The organism is uncultured Flavonifractor sp. (assembly GCF_944385615.1).
In the GTDB taxonomy this organism is placed as follows: Bacteria; Bacillota; Clostridia; order Oscillospirales; family Oscillospiraceae; genus Flavonifractor.
On record NZ_CALWXV010000046.1, the window covers coordinates 1 to 21,275 of the forward strand.

A 21,275-nucleotide genomic window follows, 5' to 3' on the forward strand; every position below is an offset into this window, starting at 1 on the left:
GCCAGTGCCTGATAGGATAACCCGGCCAGATAGGTGGTAAATATATTTTGAACAGTGAGTCGTTCCTCCTCCTGGATAACCAGATCGCCGTGTATGATCTGGTAGCCATACAATTACCAAGACCACCAAGGAACCAAGGACAAAGCAAGCAATACCACCAACTGAAACAGCTATGTAATAAAAAGAGAGAAGCCCCCGTTGGCAGTTCGATTTGAACTACCAGCGGGGGCTTCTCTCGCTGTTTTCTCTTTGCTCAGAGGTTCGAATCACCCCACATCACGAAAATGGCCTTTTGCATCTCCATCTCGTCTGGTGCTCGATTTTGTCCTCTGAAACGGCTGAAACCCTTGCCGCAGCAAGGGTTTCAGGGGTTGCATCTTTTTCAGCAACCTTAGTTGGTGCCGGTGGTGGGACTCGAACCCACACGGAGTTGCCCCCGGCGGATTTTGAATCCGCTACGTCTACCATTCCATCACACCGGCAGGTGTCCTTATGGCCTGCCAAGTATTATACACGACTTGCGGGTGCTTGACAAGCCCCAAACTTGTAATAAATTCAGAAAACGCCATACCATTTCGAAGGAAGATGTGTTATGATAATGTCGACTGGATCAGCCGCGTGCGGTTTATTGTGCGGCCTATGCCCCACAATTCTGTAAAAACGGCTAATTTCAGCTATTTTGTGGGACCGGCCCTTGCTAAAGCAGAGTTTTATCTGAGCCGCCATGCTCTGGCGGCAGGCGAGGCGGGGCGTTACGGCAAGCGTCCCCAGGTCATCCCATCGAAAACTCCCATGGAGGGCGAAGATACCATGAAAAAATTCAGACTGCTCCTGGCGGCAGGTCTGCTTTTGCTGCTGACAGGCTGCTTTTCTCAGTCCGTGGAGGAGCTGTACGCCCCGCCCAGAGCGCCGGACGACTATCTGAAGCTAGACAATAAGATCAACGAAGTGCTCAACGAGGGCGGAGAATACGCCGCCCCACTCACAGGGGAGTACACCCAAAAGGTGCAGCTTCAGGACCTGGACGGAGATGGGGTGCAGGAGGCCATCGCCTTTTTCCGGGTCAGCTCTTCGGAGCGTCCGCTGAAGATCTACGTCTACCGGCAGACCGGGGACAACTATGAGGTGGCCGCCATCATCGAGGGCGAGGGGTCTGCCATCAACTATGTGGCCTATGAAAATCTGGACAACAGCCCCAGCAAGGAAATCATTGTCAGCTGGCAGATGATGAGCGATCAGAACCACTCTCTGGCGGCCTACTCCATCAACAACGACCATGTTCTGGAGCTGATGCGTACCAGCTACACCAATTTCCAGATCTGCGACATAGACCAGGACAGCCAGGGTGAAATTGTGGTGGTTCAGACCGGCGTCACAGAAGAGAGCAACCGGGTGGAGCTCTACAACTACCAAGATGGGATGATGGAGCTGAATTCCTCCGCGCCCTTGTCCCGCAATGTGACGGGGCTGCCGGACGGCGGCGTCAAGACCGGCTATCTTCAGGATAACATTCCGGCGGTCTTTGTCAGCTCTACCTATGGACGCAGCGGAACCGCTCAAAACTACACCGATATTTCCTACAGCGAGTCGGGGCAGATCACCGATATTTTTGCCTGGAAGGGCGGGAGAATCCAAAATATCACGCTGGACCCTGACACCGGTGAGAGCGACAATACCATCCGGTGGTATACCGCGGTCACCGCCAAGGATATCAACAACGACGGTATTTTGGAGCTGCCGGACCCCTACGCGCTGCCCGACCCCAACAGCACCAGCGTGGCAGTCAATTTCTGGGCCATCCGCTGGCGGCAGTACGATATTGACGGCAAGCCCCATCTGGTGTTCACCACATATTACAATGACCGGGATGGCTGGTACTTCATCCTGCCGGACGACTGGGACGGTAAGATCACCATCACCCGCAGTGATGTGGCCGGCGGAGGGGAGCGGGCGGTCATTTTCTCCTACTGGACGGGGAGCGCCGACGTGGACCCCGCGCCCTTCCTGGTTATCTATACCCTAAGCGGGGACAACCGGTTCATGCGGGCCAATATGTCGGGCCGCTTCCGGCTGCTGGAGGGAAACGATGACAGCGATACCATCTATGCCGCCCGCTTTATCCAGACAGATTGGGACTGCGGACTGGATGAGAGCGGCGTCAAGGCGCATTTTGCTCTGATTACCAATGATTGGTCCTGACGGACCGGAATAAAGGAGGGAATGGGATGAAAAAGGTGCTCGTGCTGGAGGACGAGTCCAACATCCGCAGCTTTGTGGTGATTAACCTGAAGCGGGCCGGCTATGAGGCCATTGAAGCGGAGACTGGGGAGGAGGCGCTGGCTCAGCTCAAGCGCAACCCCGATATCAAAGTGGCTCTGCTGGACATTATGCTGCCCGATATGGACGGATTTGAGGTTTGCCGGAGAATTCGTGCCGGAGATAATAACATTGGTATTATTATGCTTACCGCCCGTACCCAGGAGATGGATAAAGTCACCGGCCTGATGACCGGCGCGGACGACTATGTGACCAAGCCCTTTTCGCCCGCTGAGCTCACCGCCCGCATTGACGCTTTGTACCGGCGCACCGGCGGGTCGGAGGCGGTGGACACCGGAGAAATCAGCCAGCCGCCCTTCCTTCTCAATACCCGCAACCGGACGCTGGAGAAAAACGGCCAGCGGGTCAAGCTGACCCAGGTGGAGTATTCCATCATCAAACTGTTTATGGACAACCCGGGCAAGGCCCTGTCCCGGGAGGAGATCCTGGACTCGGTGTGGGGCCGGGACTATTTTGGCGAGCTGAAGATCGTGGATGTAAACATCCGCCGCCTGCGGATCAAAATCGAGGACGATCCGACAAATCCCACCTTTATAACCACGGTCTGGGGCTACGGCTACAAGTGGGGCTTCTGACCCTTTTCTACTCTCTCCGCCAGGTGGTGAACTAGAAACCTATGAAAAAAATCAAAGGTATCCGCGGCATCCGAAAACGGTGGATGGTGAACTCCATCAGTGTGGTGCTCTTTATCGTGCTGCTGGCGGTGACGGCCTTTTCCGCCGCTATGGGCAGCTATTACTACTCCACACTCAGCGAGTCCCTGTCCCAAAAGGCGGAGAGTGCGGTACGCAGCTTCAATTACTACCGGACCACTGGGGACTCCTACTATGAATATGCCCGCACTCTGGTGGGGGGAGATCAGTCCAGCGACCAGCTGGAGGTGGAATTTCTGGACGCCAGCGGCAAGATCCGCTATTCCAGCTCCGACCTGACCGCCTTCCGCTCCCCGGGCACGCCGGATATCTCCCGGGCCCTCAGCCTGGGCCGGACCGAAGTATGGAGCGGCTCTGACCCCAGCACCGGCGAACACATTATGGCGGCCTCCAGTCCCCTCATCATCAACGGCCAGGTGGTGGGGATCATGCGCTATGTCACCTCCCTGCGCAATGTGGACTGGCAGATCGTCATTGTGGTGGCCATCTCCATGGGGGTGGGACTGGTCATTCTGGCCTTCGTCTATTTTTCCAACCTGTATTTCGTCCGCTCCATTGTGGAGCCGGTATCCAGCATCACCGACACTGCCAAGCGCATCGCCGCTGGTTCCTACGGGGTACAGATCGAAAAGCGCTTTGACGACGAGATCGGCGATTTGACCGACGCCATCAATGACATGTCCCTTAAGATCAACCAGAGCGAGAAAATGAAAAACGAGTTTATCTCCTCCGTATCCCATGAGCTGCGTACCCCTCTGACCGCCATCAACGGCTGGGCGGAAACCATCATGAACGGAGAGGTGCGGGACAGCTCCGATGTGAAGAAGGGAATGGGCATCATTGTCTCTGAGGCACGGCGGCTGACCAACATGGTGGAAGAGCTGCTGGAATTTTCCCGCATCCAGGACGGCCGCTTTACCTTGTCGGTGGAGCCCATGGACATCAAGGCGGAGCTGGAGGACGCGGTGTACACCTATCGGGAGTTTTTCCGCCGGGAGGGTATTGAGCTCAACCACTTTGACTGTGAGGAGGAATTTCCGCCCATCGCCGGAGACCCGGAGCGGCTGCGGCAGGTATTTTGTAATCTGCTGGACAACGCCGCCAAGCACGGCGGCTCGGGCAAGCGGATCGACACCGCCATCCGCCGGGAGGAGGACCAGGTGGTCATCACCATCCGGGACTATGGCCCCGGTATCCCGGAGGAGGAGCTGCCCCACGTCAAGTATAAGTTCTACAAGGGTTCCTCCAAGGCCAGAGGTTCCGGCATTGGTCTGGCGGTGTGCGATGAGATCGTCAGCCGCCACGAGGGTACGCTGGAGATCGGTAATGCCGAGGGGGGCGGCTGTATTGTCACTGTCCGCCTGCCCATTCAGCCCCAGTAATGGCGTGTGATAGAAATCGAACAAAAGTTCTAAAAAAGAGACCCGCGCCCCTTGCAATCGGGGTGCGGGTCTGTTACAATATGCTAAGATATCAAATCACAAATCAACAGCAAGGAGAACTTAGATTCCATGTCGAATCAGAAAAAGCGTTGCTGTGCAACGCCATATAAGACCATGATCGGCGGCCAGGCCCTCATTGAGGGGATCATGATGCTGGGACCGGAGAAAAAGGCCGTGGTGGTCCGCAAGCCCGACGGGACATTGGCCGAACAGGTGGAGGAGCGGGTGCTCATCAAAGACAAGCACCCGGTTTTGGGGCTGCCCTTTCTCCGGGGCGTATTTAATTTTTGTTCCTCCATGGCCAACGGCGTCAAGGCGCTGATGTACTCCGCCTCCTTTATGCCGGAGGAAGAGGAGACGCCGGAGGAGCCCTCCAAGTTTGAACAGTGGCTGGACAAGCATCTGGGCAGCGAGAAAGCGGCCTCCGTGTTGGTCACGGTGGCGGTGGTGCTGGGTATCTTTTTCTCGGTGGGCCTTTTTATTCTGCTGCCCACCGCTTTGGTGGGTCTGCTGGGACAGTTTGTGCCCCTGGCCATGTGGCTGCGCAACCTGCTGGAGGGCGTGGTGCGTATCGTCATTTTTATGGGATACCTGATGCTTTGTTCCCACATGAAGGATATTCACCGGGTTTTTCAGTACCATGGCGCTGAGCATAAGACCATTTTCTGCTATGAGCACGGTTTGCCCCTGACGGTGGAAAACGTACGCGCCCAGCCCCGGCACCATCCCCGCTGCGGTACCAGCTTTCTGTTTGTGGTCATCGTGGTGAGTATTTTGCTCTCCAGTGTGGTCTTTTCCTTTGTGGAGGTCACCAATACCTTCCTGCGGATGGGACTGCACCTGCTGATGCTGCCGGTGATCGTCAGCCTGACCTATGAGTTTAACCGTCTGGTGGGCCGGTATGACAACTGGTTCACCCGCCTGGTGTCCGCCCCCGGCATGTGGCTGCAAAACTGGACTACCTTTGAGCCGGACGATTCCATGATCGAGGTGGGTATCCGGGCCTTTACCCTGGTGCTGCCTCAGGAAGAGGGAAAAGACCGCTGGTAGGAAGTCCAGGGGGGAATAGTTCCCCCCTGGATACGGTGGCGGTTCCCAAGGAAACCGCCACCGATCTGACGGGAAAAGAGAGAACATGGAGGAGTGGTTTCAAGATGGCGACCACCTACAACAACCTCTACCTGGACGTGCGCCAGCGCCTGCTGGAGGCAGGCGTGGAAAACGCCCAGCTGGAGGCCCGGGAGCTGGTGTGCGCCGCGTCCGGCAAGAGCCGGGAGCAGTATTACCGGGACATGGCTCTTTACGCTTCCGACGCCATGGAGGAGAAACTGGACCAGTTGGTGCAGCGGCGGATCGCGGGAGAGCCGGTGGCCTATATCATTGGAGAATGGGAATTTTATGGCCTGACCCTGACAGTGAATCAAGATGTGCTCATCCCCCGAATGGATACCGAGGTGCTGGCCGAGCGGGCCATCCTGCTGGCCCGGGCGGCGGGAGAGGGTGCCCGGGTGCTGGACCTGTGCGCGGGCAGCGGCTGTGTGGGTCTGGCGGTGGCAACCAATGTACCACAGTGCCGGGTGGTGCTGGCAGACATCAGCGAGGCGGCCCTTAAGATCTGCAAGCAAAATATCCGCCGGTGCGATTTGAATGCCCGGGTGACCTGCGTGCAGGCCGACGCTTTGCAGCCTCCTGATGGGGCTCTGTGGGATTTTGACGTGATCGCCTGCAATCCCCCCTATATTCCCACCGGGGACCTCGCCGGCCTGGACCCCTCGGTCCGGGACTTTGAGCCCCGCTCCGCACTGGACGGCGGCCCGGACGGCCTGGACTTTTACCGGGCGGTGGCCAGCCAGTGGGGACCGGCCCTTCGGCTGGGCGGCTCCCTGCTGTTTGAGGTGGGAATCGGTCAGGCCCCCGATGTGGAAAACCTGATGACGGAACATGGATTTACCGACATTCAATCCAGCCAGGATACCCAGGGAATCTGGCGGGTGGTGGAAGGCGTTTTGAATCGGTAAGGGCGAGGCCCATAGGCCCGCCGTGAAAGGAAGAGGATACACAATGGCAGAAAAGAAAAAGTCTGTGGTGGAGAGCGCCGCGCCTGCTTCCGACAAGAAGAAGGCTCTGGAGACCGCAATGGCCCAGATCGAAAAGGCCTACGGCAAGGGCTCTATTATGCGTCTGGGCGATAACGCAGACATTGTGGTGGAGGCCATCCCCACCGGGTCCCTGTCGCTGGATCTGGCTCTGGGAATCGGCGGCGTGCCAAAGGGGCGGATCATTGAGATCTATGGCCCTGAATCCTCCGGTAAGACCACCCTGGCCCTCCACATTGTGGCGGAGGCCCAGAAGCGGGGCGGTGAGGTGGCCTTCATCGACGCCGAGCACGCCCTGGACCCCTACTATGCCCGTGCTTTGGGGGTGGACATTGACTCCATGCTCATTTCCCAGCCTGACACCGGCGAGCAGGGGCTGGAGATCTGCGAGGCTCTGGTCCGCTCCGGCGCCATTGACGTGGTGGTGGTGGACTCGGTGGCCGCTCTGACCCCCCGGGCCGAGATCGAGGGAGACATGGGGGATTCCCACGTGGGCCTGTTGGCCCGGCTCATGAGCCAGGCCCTGCGCAAGCTGGCCGGTTCCATTGCCAAGACCAACTGTGTGGTCATCTTTATCAACCAGCTGCGGGAAAAGGTGGGGGTCATGTACGGCAACCCGGAGGTCACCACCGGCGGCCGGGCCCTGAAGTTTTACGCCTCGGTGCGCATCGATGTGCGGCGTATCGAGTCTCTGAAGAACGGCACCGAGATCATCGGTAACCGCACCCGGGCCAAGGTGGTCAAGAATAAGGTTTCCCCGCCCTTTAAAGAGGCGGAATTTGACATCATGTACGGCGAGGGCATCTCCAAGATAGGCGAGATTCTGGACCTGGCCGCCAAGCTGGACCTGGTGCAGAAGTCGGGCTCCTGGTTTGCCATGGGGGAGACCCGCCTGGGCCAGGGCCGGGACGCCGCCAAGCAGTACCTGAAGGATAACCCGGAGGTGTGCGATCAGCTGGAGGCCGATATCCGCAAAAACGCCTACAAGCTGATGAGCAGTCAGGCGCGGGCTGCCGCCCGGGCCGCCGGTCGGGCCATTGACGTGTCCGCCGAGGATTTTGAGGATGCGGATCAGTAAGCTGGCCCCATCCAACCACATCCAGGGCCGATGGCTGTGCCATTTGGAGGATGGGAGCATCCTGCGTATCACCGAAAATGAGATCGTGGCCTTTGGCCTGTGCTCCGGGCTGGAGCTGCCGCCGGAGCGGCTGGGAGAGCTGGAACAGGCTGCCCGGGCCGCCGCCGTGCGGGACAAGGCCATGGACCTGCTGGCCGCCCGGCCCCTGTCCCGAAAGGAACTGGTGGACAAGCTCACCGCCCGTCCCAGAAACAAGGACAAGGAGCCCATTGCCGACCGGGAGACCGCCCAGGCTGCCGCCGACCGGCTGGAGGAGCTGGGCTATCTCAATGACGAAGCTTACGCCCATACCGTGGCGGATCACTATGCCGCCAAGGGCTGGGGACCCAGCCGCATCAAGGATGAGCTGTACCGCCGGGGGGTGCCCCGGGAGTATTGGGACAGTGCCCTGGAAGAGCTGGACGCCCCCGACGACGCCATCGATGCCTTTTTGCAGAAGAAACTCCGGGGGGCCGATCTGACCGACCCCAAAACCTACCAGCGCGTTGCCAATGCGCTGGCCCGCCGGGGCTTCCGGTGGGAGGACATCAAGGAGGGCCTGCGCCGGTACGGTGGGGCCATGGAGGATGAATTCTGATGGATACCTGTGAAGCCCTGCTGACCCGCCGCAGTATCCGCCGCTATAAGGCAGATCCAATTCCGGAGGATGTGCTGAAAGAAATCCTGGAGGCGGGACTGGCCGCACCCTCTGCCATCAACCTGCAGCACTGGTATTTTGTGGCCGTGCAGGACCCGGACGCCCTGGAAGAAGTGCGGCAGATCATGGGGGGCGTGGTGGAAAAGTTCACCCCAGTGCTGGAACAGCGCTTTGCCCGCAACCCGGAACAGGTGGGGATCACCAACAAGTTTTTGTCCACCTTGGGGGGTGCGCCGGTGTGTGTGCTGGTCTTTCTGCTAAAGCCAGATTATCCCGACCGGGACGGCGCCATGCAGAGCGTGTCTGCCGCCATTGAGAATATCCTGCTGGCCGCCTGGGACAAAGGGGTGGGTTCCTGCTGGCTGTCCGCGCCCCAGCGCATGGGATTTGGACCTGCCTTCCAGCAGCGGTTTGCCCCCGACAAGGGAGAGTTTGTGGCGGCCATCACCTTGGGCTATCCCGACCAGCAGCCCAAGATGCCTCCCCGCCGGGAAGGCAGATATACCATTGTGTAAGGAGACAGTCTTTTGAAGGTTGCATTTATTTCCCTTGGCTGTGCCAAGAATTTGGTGAATACTGAGCAGATGATGGCCCTGGTACAGGCCGCCGGTCACACCGTCACCGGAGACCCGGAGGGGGCCGACGTGGCGGTGCTCAACACCTGCGGCTTTATCGAGTCGGCCAAAAGCGAGGCCATCCAGAACATCCTGGAGCTGGCTGCCCTGAAGGAGCAGGGCAAGCTGGGCAAGCTGCTGGTAGCCGGTTGCCTGACCCAGCGCTATCAGGATGAGATCCTGGAGGAACTGCCCGAGATCGACGGCATTCTGGGTACCGGCAGCTATACCGACATTGTGCCCGCCATTGAGGCCGTAGAGGAGGGGGACACCCCTACCTACTTCGGGGATATCGACCACACCATTGAGGACGGGGCCCGGGTCGTCACCACGCCCTCCTATACTGCCTTTTTGAAGATCGCCGAGGGGTGTGACAACCGGTGCGCCTACTGCGTCATTCCATCTCTCCGGGGCCGGTACCGCAGCCGTACCATGGAGTCCCTGCTGGCCGAGGCCCAAAAGCTGGCTGACGATGGAGTGAAGGAGCTTATTGTCATCGCCCAGGATATCACCCGGTATGGCACCGATCTGTACCACAAACGGATGCTGCCTGAGCTGCTGAAGCAGCTGTGCAAGCTGCCCTTCCACTGGGTACGGCTCCACTACCTGTATCCCGACGAGCTGGACGATGAGTTGATCGACGTGATTGCCCAAGAGCACAAAATCCTCAAGTATATCGACATACCCCTTCAGCATATCAATGACCGTATCCTGAAGGCCATGAACCGCCGGTCCACCAAGGCGGAGATCATTGCCCTGCTCCAAAAGCTGCGGGATCGTCTGCCCGGCCTGGTGCTGCGGACCTCTTTGATCTGTGGCCTGCCCGGCGAGACCGAGGAGGAGTTTGAGGAGCTGTGCGATTTCCTGCGGGAGAGCGGCATCGAGCGGGCGGGCATTTTCCAGTTCTCCCCGGAGGAGGGCACCCCTGCCGCCGCCATGCCAGACCAGGTGGACCCGGATATCGCCAAGCGGCGGGTGGAGTTGCTGGTGGAGCTTCAGAGCCGGGTGATGGACGACTGGAACGAGAGACGGCTGGGGGAGACCCTGGAGGTGCTGTGCGAGGGTTTTGACCCGGATATGGGCTGCTATGCCGGCCGGTCCTATGCCGATTCCCCCGATGTGGATGGTAAGGTATTCTTCACTGCGGCGGGGCTGGTACCCGCGGGTACCTTTGTGAATGTGCGTGTCACCGGCACCAGTGACGGTGATCTGACCGGGGAAATAGAGGAGTGACTTGCCTTGAATACCGCCAATAAGCTGACGATGCTCCGGGTGCTGCTGATTCCCGTATTTCTGGTGGTGCTCTACCTCCAGTTCCCATTCCATATGTACTATGCCCTGGCCGTGTTTATCCTGGCCAGTGTTACCGACTTTGTGGACGGCTACATTGCCCGGCACTACAATCAGATCACCGATTTCGGTAAATTTATGGACCCGCTGGCGGACAAAATGCTGGTGATGGCCGCCCTGCTGTGGTTTGTGGAGATGAACCGGTTCCCCGCCTGGGCGCTGCTCATTGTAGTGGTGCGGGAATTTGCCGTCACCGGCCTGCGGCTGATCGCCGTGGAGCGGGGGAGAGTCATCGCCGCCGCCTGGTCGGGTAAGATCAAAACCGCCTCCACCATGGTGTGCATCTGCCTGATGCTGGTGTTCCACCACCTGACTTTGGATGTGGTATGTGTAGCCGTTATTTTGTTCACCACCATCTACTCGGGCATGGAATATTTTATCAAAAACAAGGACGTTATTGACTGGAGCAAGCTGTAATGCTGGACTTTACCCAAACCTTGGAGGCGGACCGGCCTCTCATCCATCCCACCAGCCGGGCAAAAAATTGTACCTTTGGCCGCTATGTGGAGGTGGGGGACCACTGTGTTCTGGAAGAGACCTGTGTGGGAGATTATACCTACTTTTTTGGATCAAATGATGTGATCTATGCCCACATCGGAGCATTTAATTCCATTGCCACCGGTGTGCGCGTCAATCCGGTGCAGCACCCGGCCAAGACACGGGCCGCAGCCCACCATTTCACCTACCGCTGTTCCCACTATGGCTTTGGCCCCGACGATGAGGGGCTGATCCAATGGCGGCGGGACAATTACCATGTGACCACCGGAAATGATGTATGGATCGGCCACAACGCGGTAATCATGGGCGGCGTCACTTTGGGGGACGGCGCGGTGGTTGGAGCGGGGGCCGTGGTGACCCACGATGTGGCCCCCTATGAGATCGTGGGGGGCGTACCTGCCCGGCATATCGGATGGCGGTACGACGAGGACACCATTGCCGCGCTTATGCGTATTCGATGGTGGGACTGGAGCCATGAGGAGTTGAAGGCGCGGCTGCGGGACTTTGACGACGTGGCCTCCTTCTGCGCCCGATACGATCCCGGTCCCCGGTGACTTGACACCAAATAGGAAACGTGGTAGTATACTGTGGTAATTGAATAGCGCGAGGAACGGAAAGAGTACTCAGCGAGTACCCGCCAGAGAGGGAGCGCCACCGGCTGAGAGCGGTCCCAGGGAGTAACTGAGGAAAGTGCGTCCGGGAGCGCGGGGGATGTGGACGCCCCCCGGCTGGCCCCGTCATCGGCCCTTGAGTGAGAAATGAGAGTGGAACCGCGATCTTATCGCCTCTTATGCCAAGCGCATAAGAGGCGTTTTTCTTTGGAGGTGTTTTCCCTGACCCGACTTGGCGAGACCCTGCGAGCCTATCAGGCCCGCGATCCGGCGGCCAGAAGCCGCCTGGAGATTTTTTTGCTCTATCCCGGCGTACACGCCATCATCTACCACCGCCTGGCCCACTTTCTCTACCGGCATAAGCTGAAATTCCTGGCCCGGTTTGTCAGCCAGTGGAGCCGGTTCTGGACGGGCATCGAGATCCATCCCGGAGCCAAGATCGGCCGCCGGTTTGTCATCGACCACGGTATGGGTATTGTCATCGGTGAGACTGCCGAGATCGGCGACGACTGCCTCATCTATCACGGTGTTACTTTGGGCGGTACCGGTAAGGACCACGGAAAGCGCCACCCCACGTTGGGAAACAATGTAATGGTGTCCACCGGGGCCAAGGTGCTGGGACCCTTCAAGGTGGGGGATAACGCCCGCATCGCCGCCAACGCGGTGGTACTCACCGAGATCCCCCCTGACGCCACCGCTGTGGGCGTGCCCGCCCGGGTGGTGCGCATTGCCGGGGAGAAGGTGGACTATGCCTCCTCGGTAGACCAGATCCACGTCACCGACCCGGTCCAGAAAGAATTGCAGGCCATCAATTCCCGGTTGGAGTGGCTGGAGAAGCTGATGGATGAACAGGCCAGAAGCCAAAATCAATAAGGAGCGAACGAACATGAAGCTGTATAACTCCGCGACCCATAAAAAGGAAGATTTTATCCCCCATGAGCCCGGCAAGGTCTCCATGTATACCTGCGGCCCCACGGTGTACCATTTTGCTCACATTGGCAACCTGCGCAGCTATCTGATGGAGGATGTGCTGGAGAAATTTCTCCGCTACGATGGCTACGACGTCAAGCGGGTGATGAACATCACCGACGTGGGCCATCTGGCCTCCGACGCCGATACCGGCGAGGATAAGATGGTGAAGGGCGCCAAGCGGGAGCACAAAAGCGTCATGGAGATCGCCCAGTTTTACACCGACGCCTTCTTTGCCGACTGTAAGAAGCTGAACATCAAGTACCCCGACGTGGTGCAGCCCGCCACCGGTATGATAGACGACTATATCAAGGTCATCACTAAGCTGTTGGATACCGGCTATGCCTATGTGGCCGGAGGCAATGTGTACTTTGACACCTCCAAGCTGGAGAAGTACTACGTGTTCAACGACCACGACGAGGAGGACCTGGCGGTGGGCGTCCGGGAGGGCGTGGAGGAGGACACCAACAAGCGCAATAAGAACGATTTTGTGCTGTGGTTCACCAAATCCAAGTTTGAGGATCAGGCCCTGAAGTGGGACTCTCCCTGGGGCGTGGGCTATCCCGGCTGGCATATTGAGTGCTCCTGTATCTCCATGAAGTACAACGGGGAGTACCTGGACATTCACTGCGGCGGCATCGACAATGCCTTCCCCCATCACACCAACGAAATCGCCCAGTCGGAGGCCTATCTGGGGCATCCTTGGTGTAAATACTGGATGCACATCCACCACCTGAACACCAACTCCGGCAAGATGTCCAAGTCCAAGGGGGAGTTTCTCACCGTCTCCCTGCTGGAAGAAAAGGGATATGATCCGCTGGTGTACCGCTTCTTCTGCCTCCAGTCCCACTACCGCAAGAGTCTGGTATTCTCTTGGGAGAACCTGGACAACGCCAAGGCCGCCTATGACAAGCTGGTGGCCCGGGTGGCTGGTCTGTCCGACGGTGGAGAAGTGGATCAGGCGGCATTTGAACGGTATAAGGCCGCCTTTATTGAGTCGGTGGGCAACGACCTGAATACCTCTCTGGGGATCACCGCTCTGTACGACGTGCTCAAGGCCGACGTAAACGACGCCACCAAGCGGGCCCTGATCGATAGCTTTGACCAGGTGCTGGGGCTGGATCTGCTGGCCAAGGCGGCGGCCCTGCAGGAGAAAGCCGCCGCTCCGGTGGAGGGCGCTGAGGAGATCGAAGCCCTCATTGCCAAGCGTCTGGAGGCCAAAAAGGCCAAGGATTGGGCTGCCGCAGACGCGATCCGGGATCAGCTCAAGGCCATGGGCGTAGAGATCAAGGACAGCAAGGAAGGCACCACCTGGACCCGGGTGTGAGCGAGACAAGAATAGGAAGCGGCGCAGCTTTTTGCTGCGCCGCTTCTTTCTGTCGATATGGAAAACGCCCTGTATACAGGCCAAAGCCAATATACAGGGCGTTATTTGATTCCGATCAGATGATTTTTAACCTGCCAAGTAAAAATCAGAGGATGCGGCGAGCAGTGATGTACACATTGGCGTAGTGACCGGTGTTCAGCTGGTCGATCTGCACCTGGTACTTGTTGGTAGAGGCGTGGATAAACTGGCCATTACCAATGTAGATGCCCACATGAGAGGCGGGATAGGAGGTGTTGTAACGGAAGAACACCAAATCGCCGGGCTGAAGCTCGCTCTTGGAAACTGCTGTACCGTTGGACAGCTGGGTGGAGGCGGTGCGGTTCAGCGTGTAGCCGAAGTGGCGGTATATGTAGCTGGTGAAACCGGAGCAGTCAAAGCTGTTGGGGCCGTTACCACCGTACACATAGGGCACACCCATAAACTGCTTGGCGTAAGCCACTACCTGCTGGCCCATGCTGCTGTTGGAGGTGGTAGCCACAGCGGTGGTACCATCGCCGCGAGAACCAGCGGAATCCTTGCAGGTCACCATGTACTCGCTGCTGACATAGCCCACAGTACCGGAAGAGGTCTTGATCTTGTACCAGCCGTTGTTGATGCCCACGATGGTGACAACTGCGTTGTCGCTGAGGGTGGCCACCTTGTCATAACCGGTGCCAGGTCCGCTGCGCACGTTCAGGGTGGAACCATCGGCCTGAACCAAACCGTAGCCGATGGTCACATCAGCCTGAGTGGATACCGTCAGGTACTCGCTGGACATGTAGCCCTCCACGGTGTTGTAGTCCACCTTGTACCAGCCGTTGCCGGCATCCTCCAGAATCACCACGGTGTCGCCCTTGGAGGCGGTGGCCAGGATGGTGGAGGTGGTGTTGGCCTCATTGCGGAGGCGAAGGGCGTCGGTGTCGACGGTGCCCACGCCGCTGGCGGCGGAAGCGCCGATCATGCAGACGGCGGAGACGGCGACGGTCAGAACCGCGGTGCGCAGGAACTTGGCAGGCATTATCATTGGTAGAATTCCTCCGTTTGAAAATTTTTAAATCAGTTGTGGCTTACTTTCCGGACAGAGCCCGGTCCAGCCACACGGAAGCCACATCCATGGCGGCGTACAGGCTGTCTTTCTCGGTCTTCTTGACCACCCGGTCCCGGCTCTTGAGATCGGGATCGGTGAGCTGAAGCTGAACCGAAATGCGGGTGGCCATGTCCAGATCCTGCTCCTTCTTCTGATCCAGGATCTGAAGCATGATGATATATTTCTCGGCCATGCTGCCGAAGTAAATCAGACTGTCCTTGCGGCGCAGAGGATGGCCTTTATAAGTCAAGGGAATGGTTTGATTAGCCATTTTGGCCTCCTTCCGAAAGTTGTTACTGCTTTTTAAATACTGTAACCAAACTGTAACACATTGTTTCCAGGTCGTCAACCGCTTTTCCTGGATTTCTTGATTTTTCCGCTGGAAGAGTGGGGAACTGTGGCCAGCTGTCGGATCAACAACACAATTACGGCGGTCAGCGCAGCCAACATCAAAAGACTTTCCCCTAGCATGGTAAACATATGTGTGCCAAACGTGAGAATTAGGGTGTATTTTGCCCGCAAATAGGTGAAATAGGCACTGAGAGAGCACAGCTGTACCAGCGCCGCCACCGGGAACCGGCGGGGAAGGATACAGGCCCAGGCCAGGGTAAGCACATCGGCCAGGAAGTAATAGCGGTCGTGCATATAGGGCAGCAGGAAGGGAACGCCCAGGGCCAGGACCAGGCCGCACAGCAGCAGGGTGTGGTCGTCCAGCCGGTCCCGGAAGAAAAAGGCGGCGGCCAGCAGGGCAAACACCAGAACAAAGGCGGCCAGGATGCCCACCCGGGCCCACAGCCCTTCGTTCAGCTGGGCGCCATGGGGTATCATGGAGAAAACAGAGGCACAGTTATAATTCAGCGAGACCGTTCCGCCCTGCGCCTGTGCGACGTATACGCCCAGGACCTCCAGCAGGGGCTTGCCCAGCAGCACTGCCGGGACGCAGGTCACGGCGTAGGCCGCCGGGAAGCAGAGCAGATCCCGAAACCGGACCCGCCCGGCGATCCAGAAGACAGCCCACAGCGGCAGGAGGAACACAGTCTGGAGCTTGAAGGAAAAGGCAATCCCCAACAGAGCGGCGGAAGTTTTGGGTTTGCCTTCCAGGGCATTTGTCAGCGCGTGGATGGTCAGCGCACCGTATACCGCATCGCACTGGCCCCACAGGGAGCCGTTGAGCAAAACGGTGGGCAGCAGAAGAAGCGCGCAGAAACACACCAGCGGACGGAGATTGTCCGGCCCAGTAAAGTGGCGTACCAGCCGCAGTCCGCCCCAGGCCAGCAGTACGTCAAACAGAATGGAAAAGAGCTTGATCAGATACAGGTCGGGGATGGGCAGATAGGAGATGGCGGCCAGAAAGTAAAGGTAGGGCACATTATAGTTGCCGATGGACTGCTTGATGGCGGCAAAGCCGCCGTTGTTCCGAAAGGTGGCCACCCACTGGGACAAAAAGACCTCGTAGTCGTTGGCCACATAGTCCAGCAGGATGGCCCGGAGGAAGAAGGCCAGCCCGATGGGCAGCAGGGCCAGACACAGTCGGTTTGAACGGATGCCCGACCGGTGGAGCAGCCAGACGGCCAGCGCCGCCAATGCGGCCATCAGAAGAAATACGGCGGCTTTGGCGCCCATGTCTCCCTGGGAAAGAGCGGATATGGGCAGCATACCACACAGCAGCAGAGCCAGGCCGCCGGCTCCGGCAGCCAGTGCCATGGGAGAAGGGTATTTCATAGCGGTACCTCACACAGCAGAACGGATGGAACAGGAAGATGACAGGAAAAGGGGGCGCTGCATTACTGCAACGCCCCCCAAAACAGTTGGGATCAAAAATCCGCGCTGTCGGTTACAATGGGCTCTTCTACAACAACAGGAGCGTCATCCACCACTTCGGCGATCTCTTCAGATGCCTCGCCACTCTGGGCGGTGCCCTCGTCGTCCATCTGGTCGTACTTGCGGTACATGGACAGGCCGGAGCCGGCGGGGATCAGCTTACCGATGATGACGTTCTCCTTCAGGCCCAGCAGGTGGTCCACCTTGCCCTTGATGGCCGCCTCAGTGAGGACCTTGGTGGTCTCCTGGAAGGAGGCGGCGGACAGGAAGGAGTCGGTAGCCAGAGAGGCCTTGGTGATACCCATCAGCAGGCGGGTGCAGGTGGGCAGCCGCAGCTCGATGCCGTTGTTGGTCTCACCGGCGTCAATGCGGGCCTGAACGGCGGCCTTGGCATCCTCAAACTCAATGAGCTCAATGGTGGAGCCGCTGAGCAGGTCGGAGTCGCCAGCGTCCTCCACACGGACCTTGCGCATCATCTGGCGGCAGATGACCTCGATGTGCTTGTCGTTGATATCCACGCCCTGCTGACGGTAGGGCTTCTGCACTTCCTGAATCAGGTAGTCGTACACAGCATGGATGCCCCGGACCCGGAGCACGTCCTGGGGATAGAGGGCGCCTTCGGTGAGGGCAAAGCCCTTCTCCACCGTCTCGCCGTTCTTGACCCGCAGGCCGGCATAGGGCAGCATATAGGTCACAGTCTCGCCGTCGTCGGCGGTGATGGTCAGGTTGCACATAGAGTTGCGCTTGGCTTCCTCCAGAACCACCTTGCCGCCCACCTCGGCCAGCTGGGCCATTTTCTTGGGCTTGCGGGACTCGAACAGCTCCTCAACACGGGGAAGACCCTGGGTGATATCGCCGCCGGCCACGCCGCCGGTGTGGAAGGTACGCATGGTCAGCTGGGTACCAGGCTCACCGATGGACTGGGCAGCGATGATACCCACCGCCTCGCCGGCGCCCACAGGCTCGCCGATGGCCAGGTTGATGCCGTAACACTTGGAGCATACGCCGCTGCGGGCCCGGCAGGTGAGCACGGAGCGGATCTTTACCTGGTGGATGCCGTGGGCCTCCAGCACGGCGGCGTCGTCGGCCTTCAGCATGGTGTGATGGTCGAACAGGACCTCGCCGGTCTCAGGATCACAGATATCCTCCACCGGATAGCGGCCCTTGAGCCGCTCGCCGAAGGTCTCGATGATCTGGCCGTTCTCCACGATCTCGCTGACCAGGATACCGTCATCGGTGCCGCAGTCGTCCTCACGGATGATGACCTCCTGGGACACGTCCACCAGACGGCGGGTCAGGTAACCGGAGTCGGCGGTACGCAGAGCGGTATCGGCCATGCCCTTTCGGGCGCCTCGGGAGGAGATGAAGTACTCCAGCACAGACAGACCTTCACGGAAGTTGGACTTGATGGGGATCTCGATGGTACGGCCGGAGGTGTCGGCCATCAGGCCGCGCATACCGGCCAGCTGACGGATCTGAGCGGAGCTACCACGGGCGCCCGAGTCAGCCATCATCCAGATGGGGTTGTACCGGTCCAGACCGGCCATCAGGGCGTCGGTTACATCCTTGGTGGTCTTTTCCCAGGCCTCAACCACCAGACGGTAACGCTCGTCATTGGTCAGGAAGCCGCGCTTGTACTGCCGCTCGATCTTGACGATCTCCTTCTCGGTGTCGGCAATGAGGCCGTACTTGCGCTCGGGGATGGTCATGTCGTAGATGGAGACGGTGAGGGAGCCACGGGTGGAGAACTTGTAGCCCTTGGCCTTGATGGTGTCCAGCACCCCGGCGGACACGGTGAAGCCGTGTTTGACGATACACTTATCAATGATCTTGCCCAGCTGCTTCTTGCCGGTGACGAAGTTGATCTCAGGCTCAAACATCTGCTCGGGATCGGTACGGTCCACAAAGCCCAGATCCTGGGGGATGCCCTCGTTGAATATCAGGCGGCCCACAGTGGTGCGCACCAGCTTATAGCGGGTCTCGCCGTCCACCTCGGCGGAGCGGCGGACCAGGATGGGCACATGGAGCTCCAGCTCGCCCTCGTCATAGGCCAGACGGGCCTCGATGTCGCTGCCAAAGACATGGAGTACCTCGCGGGGCAGCTGGCCGTCCTCGGTCTCGGCGCAGATCCCGGCGTAGGTGGGAATGTCATCTAGTTTGCCGGGGTTTTTGACCCAGATCAGATCGCCGGGGTTGAGAACACCAGCATCCAGATCGGCTTTGACGGCGGCCACGTCGTCATAGGTCTCCTCAGCGGTGTGCTCGGCGTACTTCTCATAGGTCAGGTAGTAGGAGCCCAGCACCATGTCCTGGGTGGGCACGGTGACGGGGCCGCCGTCCTGGGGCCGCAGCAGGTTGTTGGCGGAGAGCATCAGCACCCGGGCCTCGGTCTGGGCCTCGGCGGACAGAGGCACGTGGACGGCCATCTGGTCGCCGTCGAAGTCGGCGTTAAAGGCGGTACACACCAGGGGGTGGAGCTTGATGGCCCGGCCCTCTACCAGCACCGGCTCGAAGGCCTGGATGCCCAGACGGTGCAGGGTAGGGGCGCGGTTGAGCATAACGGGGTGGTCCTTGATGACGAACTCCAGGGCGTCCCACACCTCGGCCTTGCCCTTGTCCACCATCTTCTTGGCGGACTTGATGTTGTTGGCCAGACCGTCCTCCACCAGCTTCTTCATGACGAAGGGGCGGAAGAGCTCAATGGCCATCTCCTTGGGCAGGCCGCACTGGTAGATCTTCAGCTCGGGGCCCACCACGATAACGGAACGGCCGGAGTAGTCCACGCGCTTACCCAGAAGGTTCTGACGGAACCGGCCCTGCTTACCCTTCAGCATGTCGGACAGGCTCTTCAGGGCGCGGTTATTGGCGCCGGTGACGGCACGGCCGCGGCGGCCGTTGTCGATGAGGGCGTCCACCGCCTCCTGAAGCATCCGCTTCTCGTTGCGGACGATGATATCGGGGGCGTTGAGCTGGATCAGGCGCTTGAGGCGGTTGTTGCGGTTGATGACCCGGCGGTACAGATCGTTCAGGTCGGAGGTGGCGAACCGGCCGCCGTCCAGCTGCACCATGGGGCGCAGCTCGGGAGGAATGACGGGCAGCACGTCAATAATCATCCACTCAGGCTTGTTGCCGGAGATACGGAAGGCGTCCACCACTTCCAGACGCTTGACGATGCGGGCCTTCTTCTGGCCGGAAGCGTCCTTCAGTTCGGCGCGGAGCTGGACAGACAGTTCCTCCAGGTTGATGTCCTGGAGCAGCTTCTTCACAGCCTCAGCGCCCATGCCGGCTTCGAAGTCGTCCTCGTACTTCTCCCGCATGTCCCGGTACTCTTTCTCGGAGAGAATCTGGTTTTTGGCCAGGGGAGAGAAGCCGGGATCGGTCACAATATAAGACGCAAAGTATAATACTTTCTCCAAAATACGGGGAGAAATATCCAGCAGCAGGCCCATCCGGGAGGGGATACCCTTAAAATACCAAATGTGAGACACGGGGGCGGCCAGCTCAATGTGACCCATGCGCTCACGGCGCACCTTGGCCCGGGTGACCTCTACGCCGCAGCGGTCGCAGATCTTGCCCTTATAGCGGATCTTCTTGTACTTGCCGCAGTGACACTCCCAGTCCTTGGTGGGCCCGAAGATGCGCTCGCAGAACAGACCGTCCCGCTCCGGCTTCAGGGTGCGGTAGTTGATGGTCTCCGGCTTCTTGACCTCGCCGTAGGACCACTCACGGATCTGCTCCGGGGAGGCGATGCCGATCTTAATGGCGTCAAATTCAGCGTAACTCATATTTCTGCGCGACCTCCCTTATTTATTCCATATCATCGCCGTCGGAGTAATCATCCTCCGAATCGGAAAAATCATCGCTGTCGTCGTCTGCGGCGGCCAGATCGTCGTCGTCGCTGCCCTCCTTGAGGGTGTAGCCGGCGGCGGCAAAGTCGGACTCCCCACCGGCGTTGTAGCCGTAGAAGTCGTCGTCATCGTCGCGGAACTTGCCGGGCTGGTAGGTGTCCTCGTCGTCGTCCTTCAGCTCGATCTCGTTGCCCTGATCGTCCAGTACCTTCATATCCAGACACAGGGATTGTAGCTCCTTGACCAGAACCTTGAAGGACTCAGGCACGCCGGGCTTGGGCACGTTGTGGCCCTTGACGATGGACTCGTAGGTGCGCACACGGCCGGTCACGTCGTCGGACTTGACGGTGAGGATCTCCTGCAGGGTGTAGGCGGCGCCGTAGGCCTCCAAAGCCCACACCTCCATCTCGCCGAAGCGCTGGCCGCCGAACTGGGCCTTGCCGCCCAGAGGCTGCTGGGTGACCAGGGAGTAAGGGCCGGTGGAACGGGCGTGGATCTTATCATCCACCAGATGGTGCAGCTTGAGGAAGTAGACGTAGCCCACGGTGACGGGGTTATCAAACCGCTCGCCGGTGCGGCCGTCGTACAGCCAGCTCTTGCCGTCGGGGCGCAGGCCGGCCATCTTCAGGGTCTCGGCGATATCCTTCTCGTCGGCGCCGTTGAAGACGGGGGTGGCCACCTTCCAGCCCAGGGTCCTGGCGGCATAGCCCAGATGGACCTCCAGCACCTGACCGATGTTCATACGGGAAGGCACGCCCAGGGGGTTCAGCACGATGTCCAGGGGGGTGCCGTCGGGCAGGAAGGGCAT

General features: G+C 59.3%; 17 protein-coding genes, 1 tRNA gene and 1 pseudogene. 13 read left to right on the forward strand and 6 right to left on the reverse strand.

The window, feature by feature from the left end; genetic code table 11:
• Positions 1–396 precede the first annotated feature (396 nt).
• A tRNA-Leu gene (locus tag Q0J75_RS10680) sits at positions 397–482 on the reverse strand.
• 103 nt (positions 483–585) lie between these two features.
• On the opposite strand from Q0J75_RS10680, the gene Q0J75_RS10685 reads away from it, so the two are divergent.
• From Q0J75_RS10685 to cysS, 13 genes are all read left to right on the forward strand, one after another.
• Positions 586–2,199 (forward strand): hypothetical protein, encoded by a 1,614-nt coding sequence (locus tag Q0J75_RS10685; protein WP_297200895.1) that lies wholly within the window; start codon positions 586–588, stop codon positions 2,197–2,199.
• Positions 2,200–2,225: 26 nt separating this feature from the next.
• A complete protein-coding gene (locus tag Q0J75_RS10690) occupies positions 2,226–2,912 on the forward strand; it encodes a response regulator transcription factor (protein WP_297200898.1) in 687 nt (228 codons plus the stop codon).
• A 41-nt stretch (positions 2,913–2,953) separates the two neighbouring features.
• Positions 2,954–4,372: a sensor histidine kinase gene (locus Q0J75_RS10695; RefSeq protein WP_297200903.1), complete on the forward strand. Its 1,419-nt coding sequence runs from the start codon at positions 2,954–2,956 to the stop codon at positions 4,370–4,372.
• Between the two features lie 129 nt (positions 4,373–4,501).
• On the forward strand, positions 4,502–5,482 hold the full coding sequence (locus Q0J75_RS10700) for a DUF1385 domain-containing protein (RefSeq protein WP_297200906.1): 981 nt from the start codon (positions 4,502–4,504) through the stop codon (positions 5,480–5,482).
• A gap of 104 nt (positions 5,483–5,586) precedes the next feature.
• The gene (prmC, locus tag Q0J75_RS10705; protein WP_297200918.1) at positions 5,587–6,450 is read left to right on the forward strand and encodes a peptide chain release factor N(5)-glutamine methyltransferase; all 864 of its coding nucleotides are present in this window, start codon (positions 5,587–5,589) and stop codon (positions 6,448–6,450) included.
• 43 nt (positions 6,451–6,493) lie between these two features.
• Positions 6,494–7,606 carry a recombinase RecA gene (gene recA / locus Q0J75_RS10710; protein WP_297200921.1) on the forward strand — a complete coding sequence of 371 codons (1,113 nt, stop codon included), beginning with the start codon at positions 6,494–6,496 and terminating at the stop codon, positions 7,604–7,606.
• Entirely contained in the window at positions 7,593–8,243 is a 651-nt protein-coding gene (locus Q0J75_RS10715; RefSeq protein ID WP_297200923.1) for a regulatory protein RecX, read from the forward strand. The genes recA and Q0J75_RS10715 overlap by 14 nt, the downstream gene beginning before the upstream one ends.
• The gene (locus Q0J75_RS10720; RefSeq protein WP_297200925.1) at positions 8,243–8,818 is read left to right on the forward strand and encodes a nitroreductase family protein; all 576 of its coding nucleotides are present in this window, start codon (positions 8,243–8,245) and stop codon (positions 8,816–8,818) included. Before Q0J75_RS10715 ends, Q0J75_RS10720 begins: the two co-directional genes overlap by 1 nt.
• A gap of 12 nt (positions 8,819–8,830) precedes the next feature.
• On the forward strand, positions 8,831–10,150 hold the full coding sequence (rimO, locus tag Q0J75_RS10725; RefSeq protein ID WP_297200927.1) for a 30S ribosomal protein S12 methylthiotransferase RimO: 1,320 nt from the start codon (positions 8,831–8,833) through the stop codon (positions 10,148–10,150).
• Between the two features lie 6 nt (positions 10,151–10,156).
• Positions 10,157–10,684 carry a CDP-diacylglycerol--glycerol-3-phosphate 3-phosphatidyltransferase gene (gene pgsA / locus Q0J75_RS10730; protein WP_297200930.1) on the forward strand — a complete coding sequence of 176 codons (528 nt, stop codon included), beginning with the start codon at positions 10,157–10,159 and terminating at the stop codon, positions 10,682–10,684.
• Positions 10,684–11,319, forward strand: a complete 636-nt coding sequence (locus tag Q0J75_RS10735) for a DapH/DapD/GlmU-related protein (RefSeq protein WP_297200932.1) — start codon at positions 10,684–10,686, stop codon at positions 11,317–11,319. The genes pgsA and Q0J75_RS10735 overlap by 1 nt, the downstream gene beginning before the upstream one ends.
• Before the next feature lie 204 nt (positions 11,320–11,523).
• Entirely contained in the window at positions 11,524–12,249 is a 726-nt protein-coding gene (cysE, locus tag Q0J75_RS10740; protein ID WP_297200936.1) for a serine O-acetyltransferase, read from the forward strand.
• A 13-nt stretch (positions 12,250–12,262) separates the two neighbouring features.
• Positions 12,263–13,672 (forward strand): cysteine--tRNA ligase, encoded by a 1,410-nt coding sequence (gene cysS / locus Q0J75_RS10745; RefSeq protein ID WP_297200939.1) that lies wholly within the window; start codon positions 12,263–12,265, stop codon positions 13,670–13,672.
• Positions 13,673–13,817: 145 nt separating this feature from the next.
• Here cysS and Q0J75_RS10750 read toward each other — a convergent pair whose 3' ends face one another.
• From Q0J75_RS10750 to Q0J75_RS10770, 5 genes and pseudogenes are all read right to left on the reverse strand, one after another.
• Positions 13,818–14,735, reverse strand: a complete 918-nt coding sequence (locus Q0J75_RS10750) for an SH3 domain-containing C40 family peptidase (protein ID WP_297200942.1) — start codon at positions 14,733–14,735, stop codon at positions 13,818–13,820.
• A 43-nt stretch (positions 14,736–14,778) separates the two neighbouring features.
• Positions 14,779–15,069, reverse strand: coding sequence for a hypothetical protein (locus tag Q0J75_RS10755; RefSeq protein ID WP_297200946.1), 291 nt, complete (start codon positions 15,067–15,069; stop codon positions 14,779–14,781).
• Between the two features lie 74 nt (positions 15,070–15,143).
• Positions 15,144–16,520 carry a glycosyltransferase 87 family protein gene (locus Q0J75_RS10760; RefSeq protein WP_297200949.1) on the reverse strand — a complete coding sequence of 459 codons (1,377 nt, stop codon included), beginning with the start codon at positions 16,518–16,520 and terminating at the stop codon, positions 15,144–15,146.
• 92 nt (positions 16,521–16,612) lie between these two features.
• The gene (rpoC, locus tag Q0J75_RS10765) at positions 16,613–20,404 is read right to left on the reverse strand and encodes a DNA-directed RNA polymerase subunit beta' (RefSeq protein ID WP_297200952.1); all 3,792 of its coding nucleotides are present in this window, start codon (positions 20,402–20,404) and stop codon (positions 16,613–16,615) included.
• A 22-nt stretch (positions 20,405–20,426) separates the two neighbouring features.
• A pseudogene (locus Q0J75_RS10770) lies at positions 20,427–21,275 on the reverse strand (DNA-directed RNA polymerase subunit beta); the annotation flags it as partial.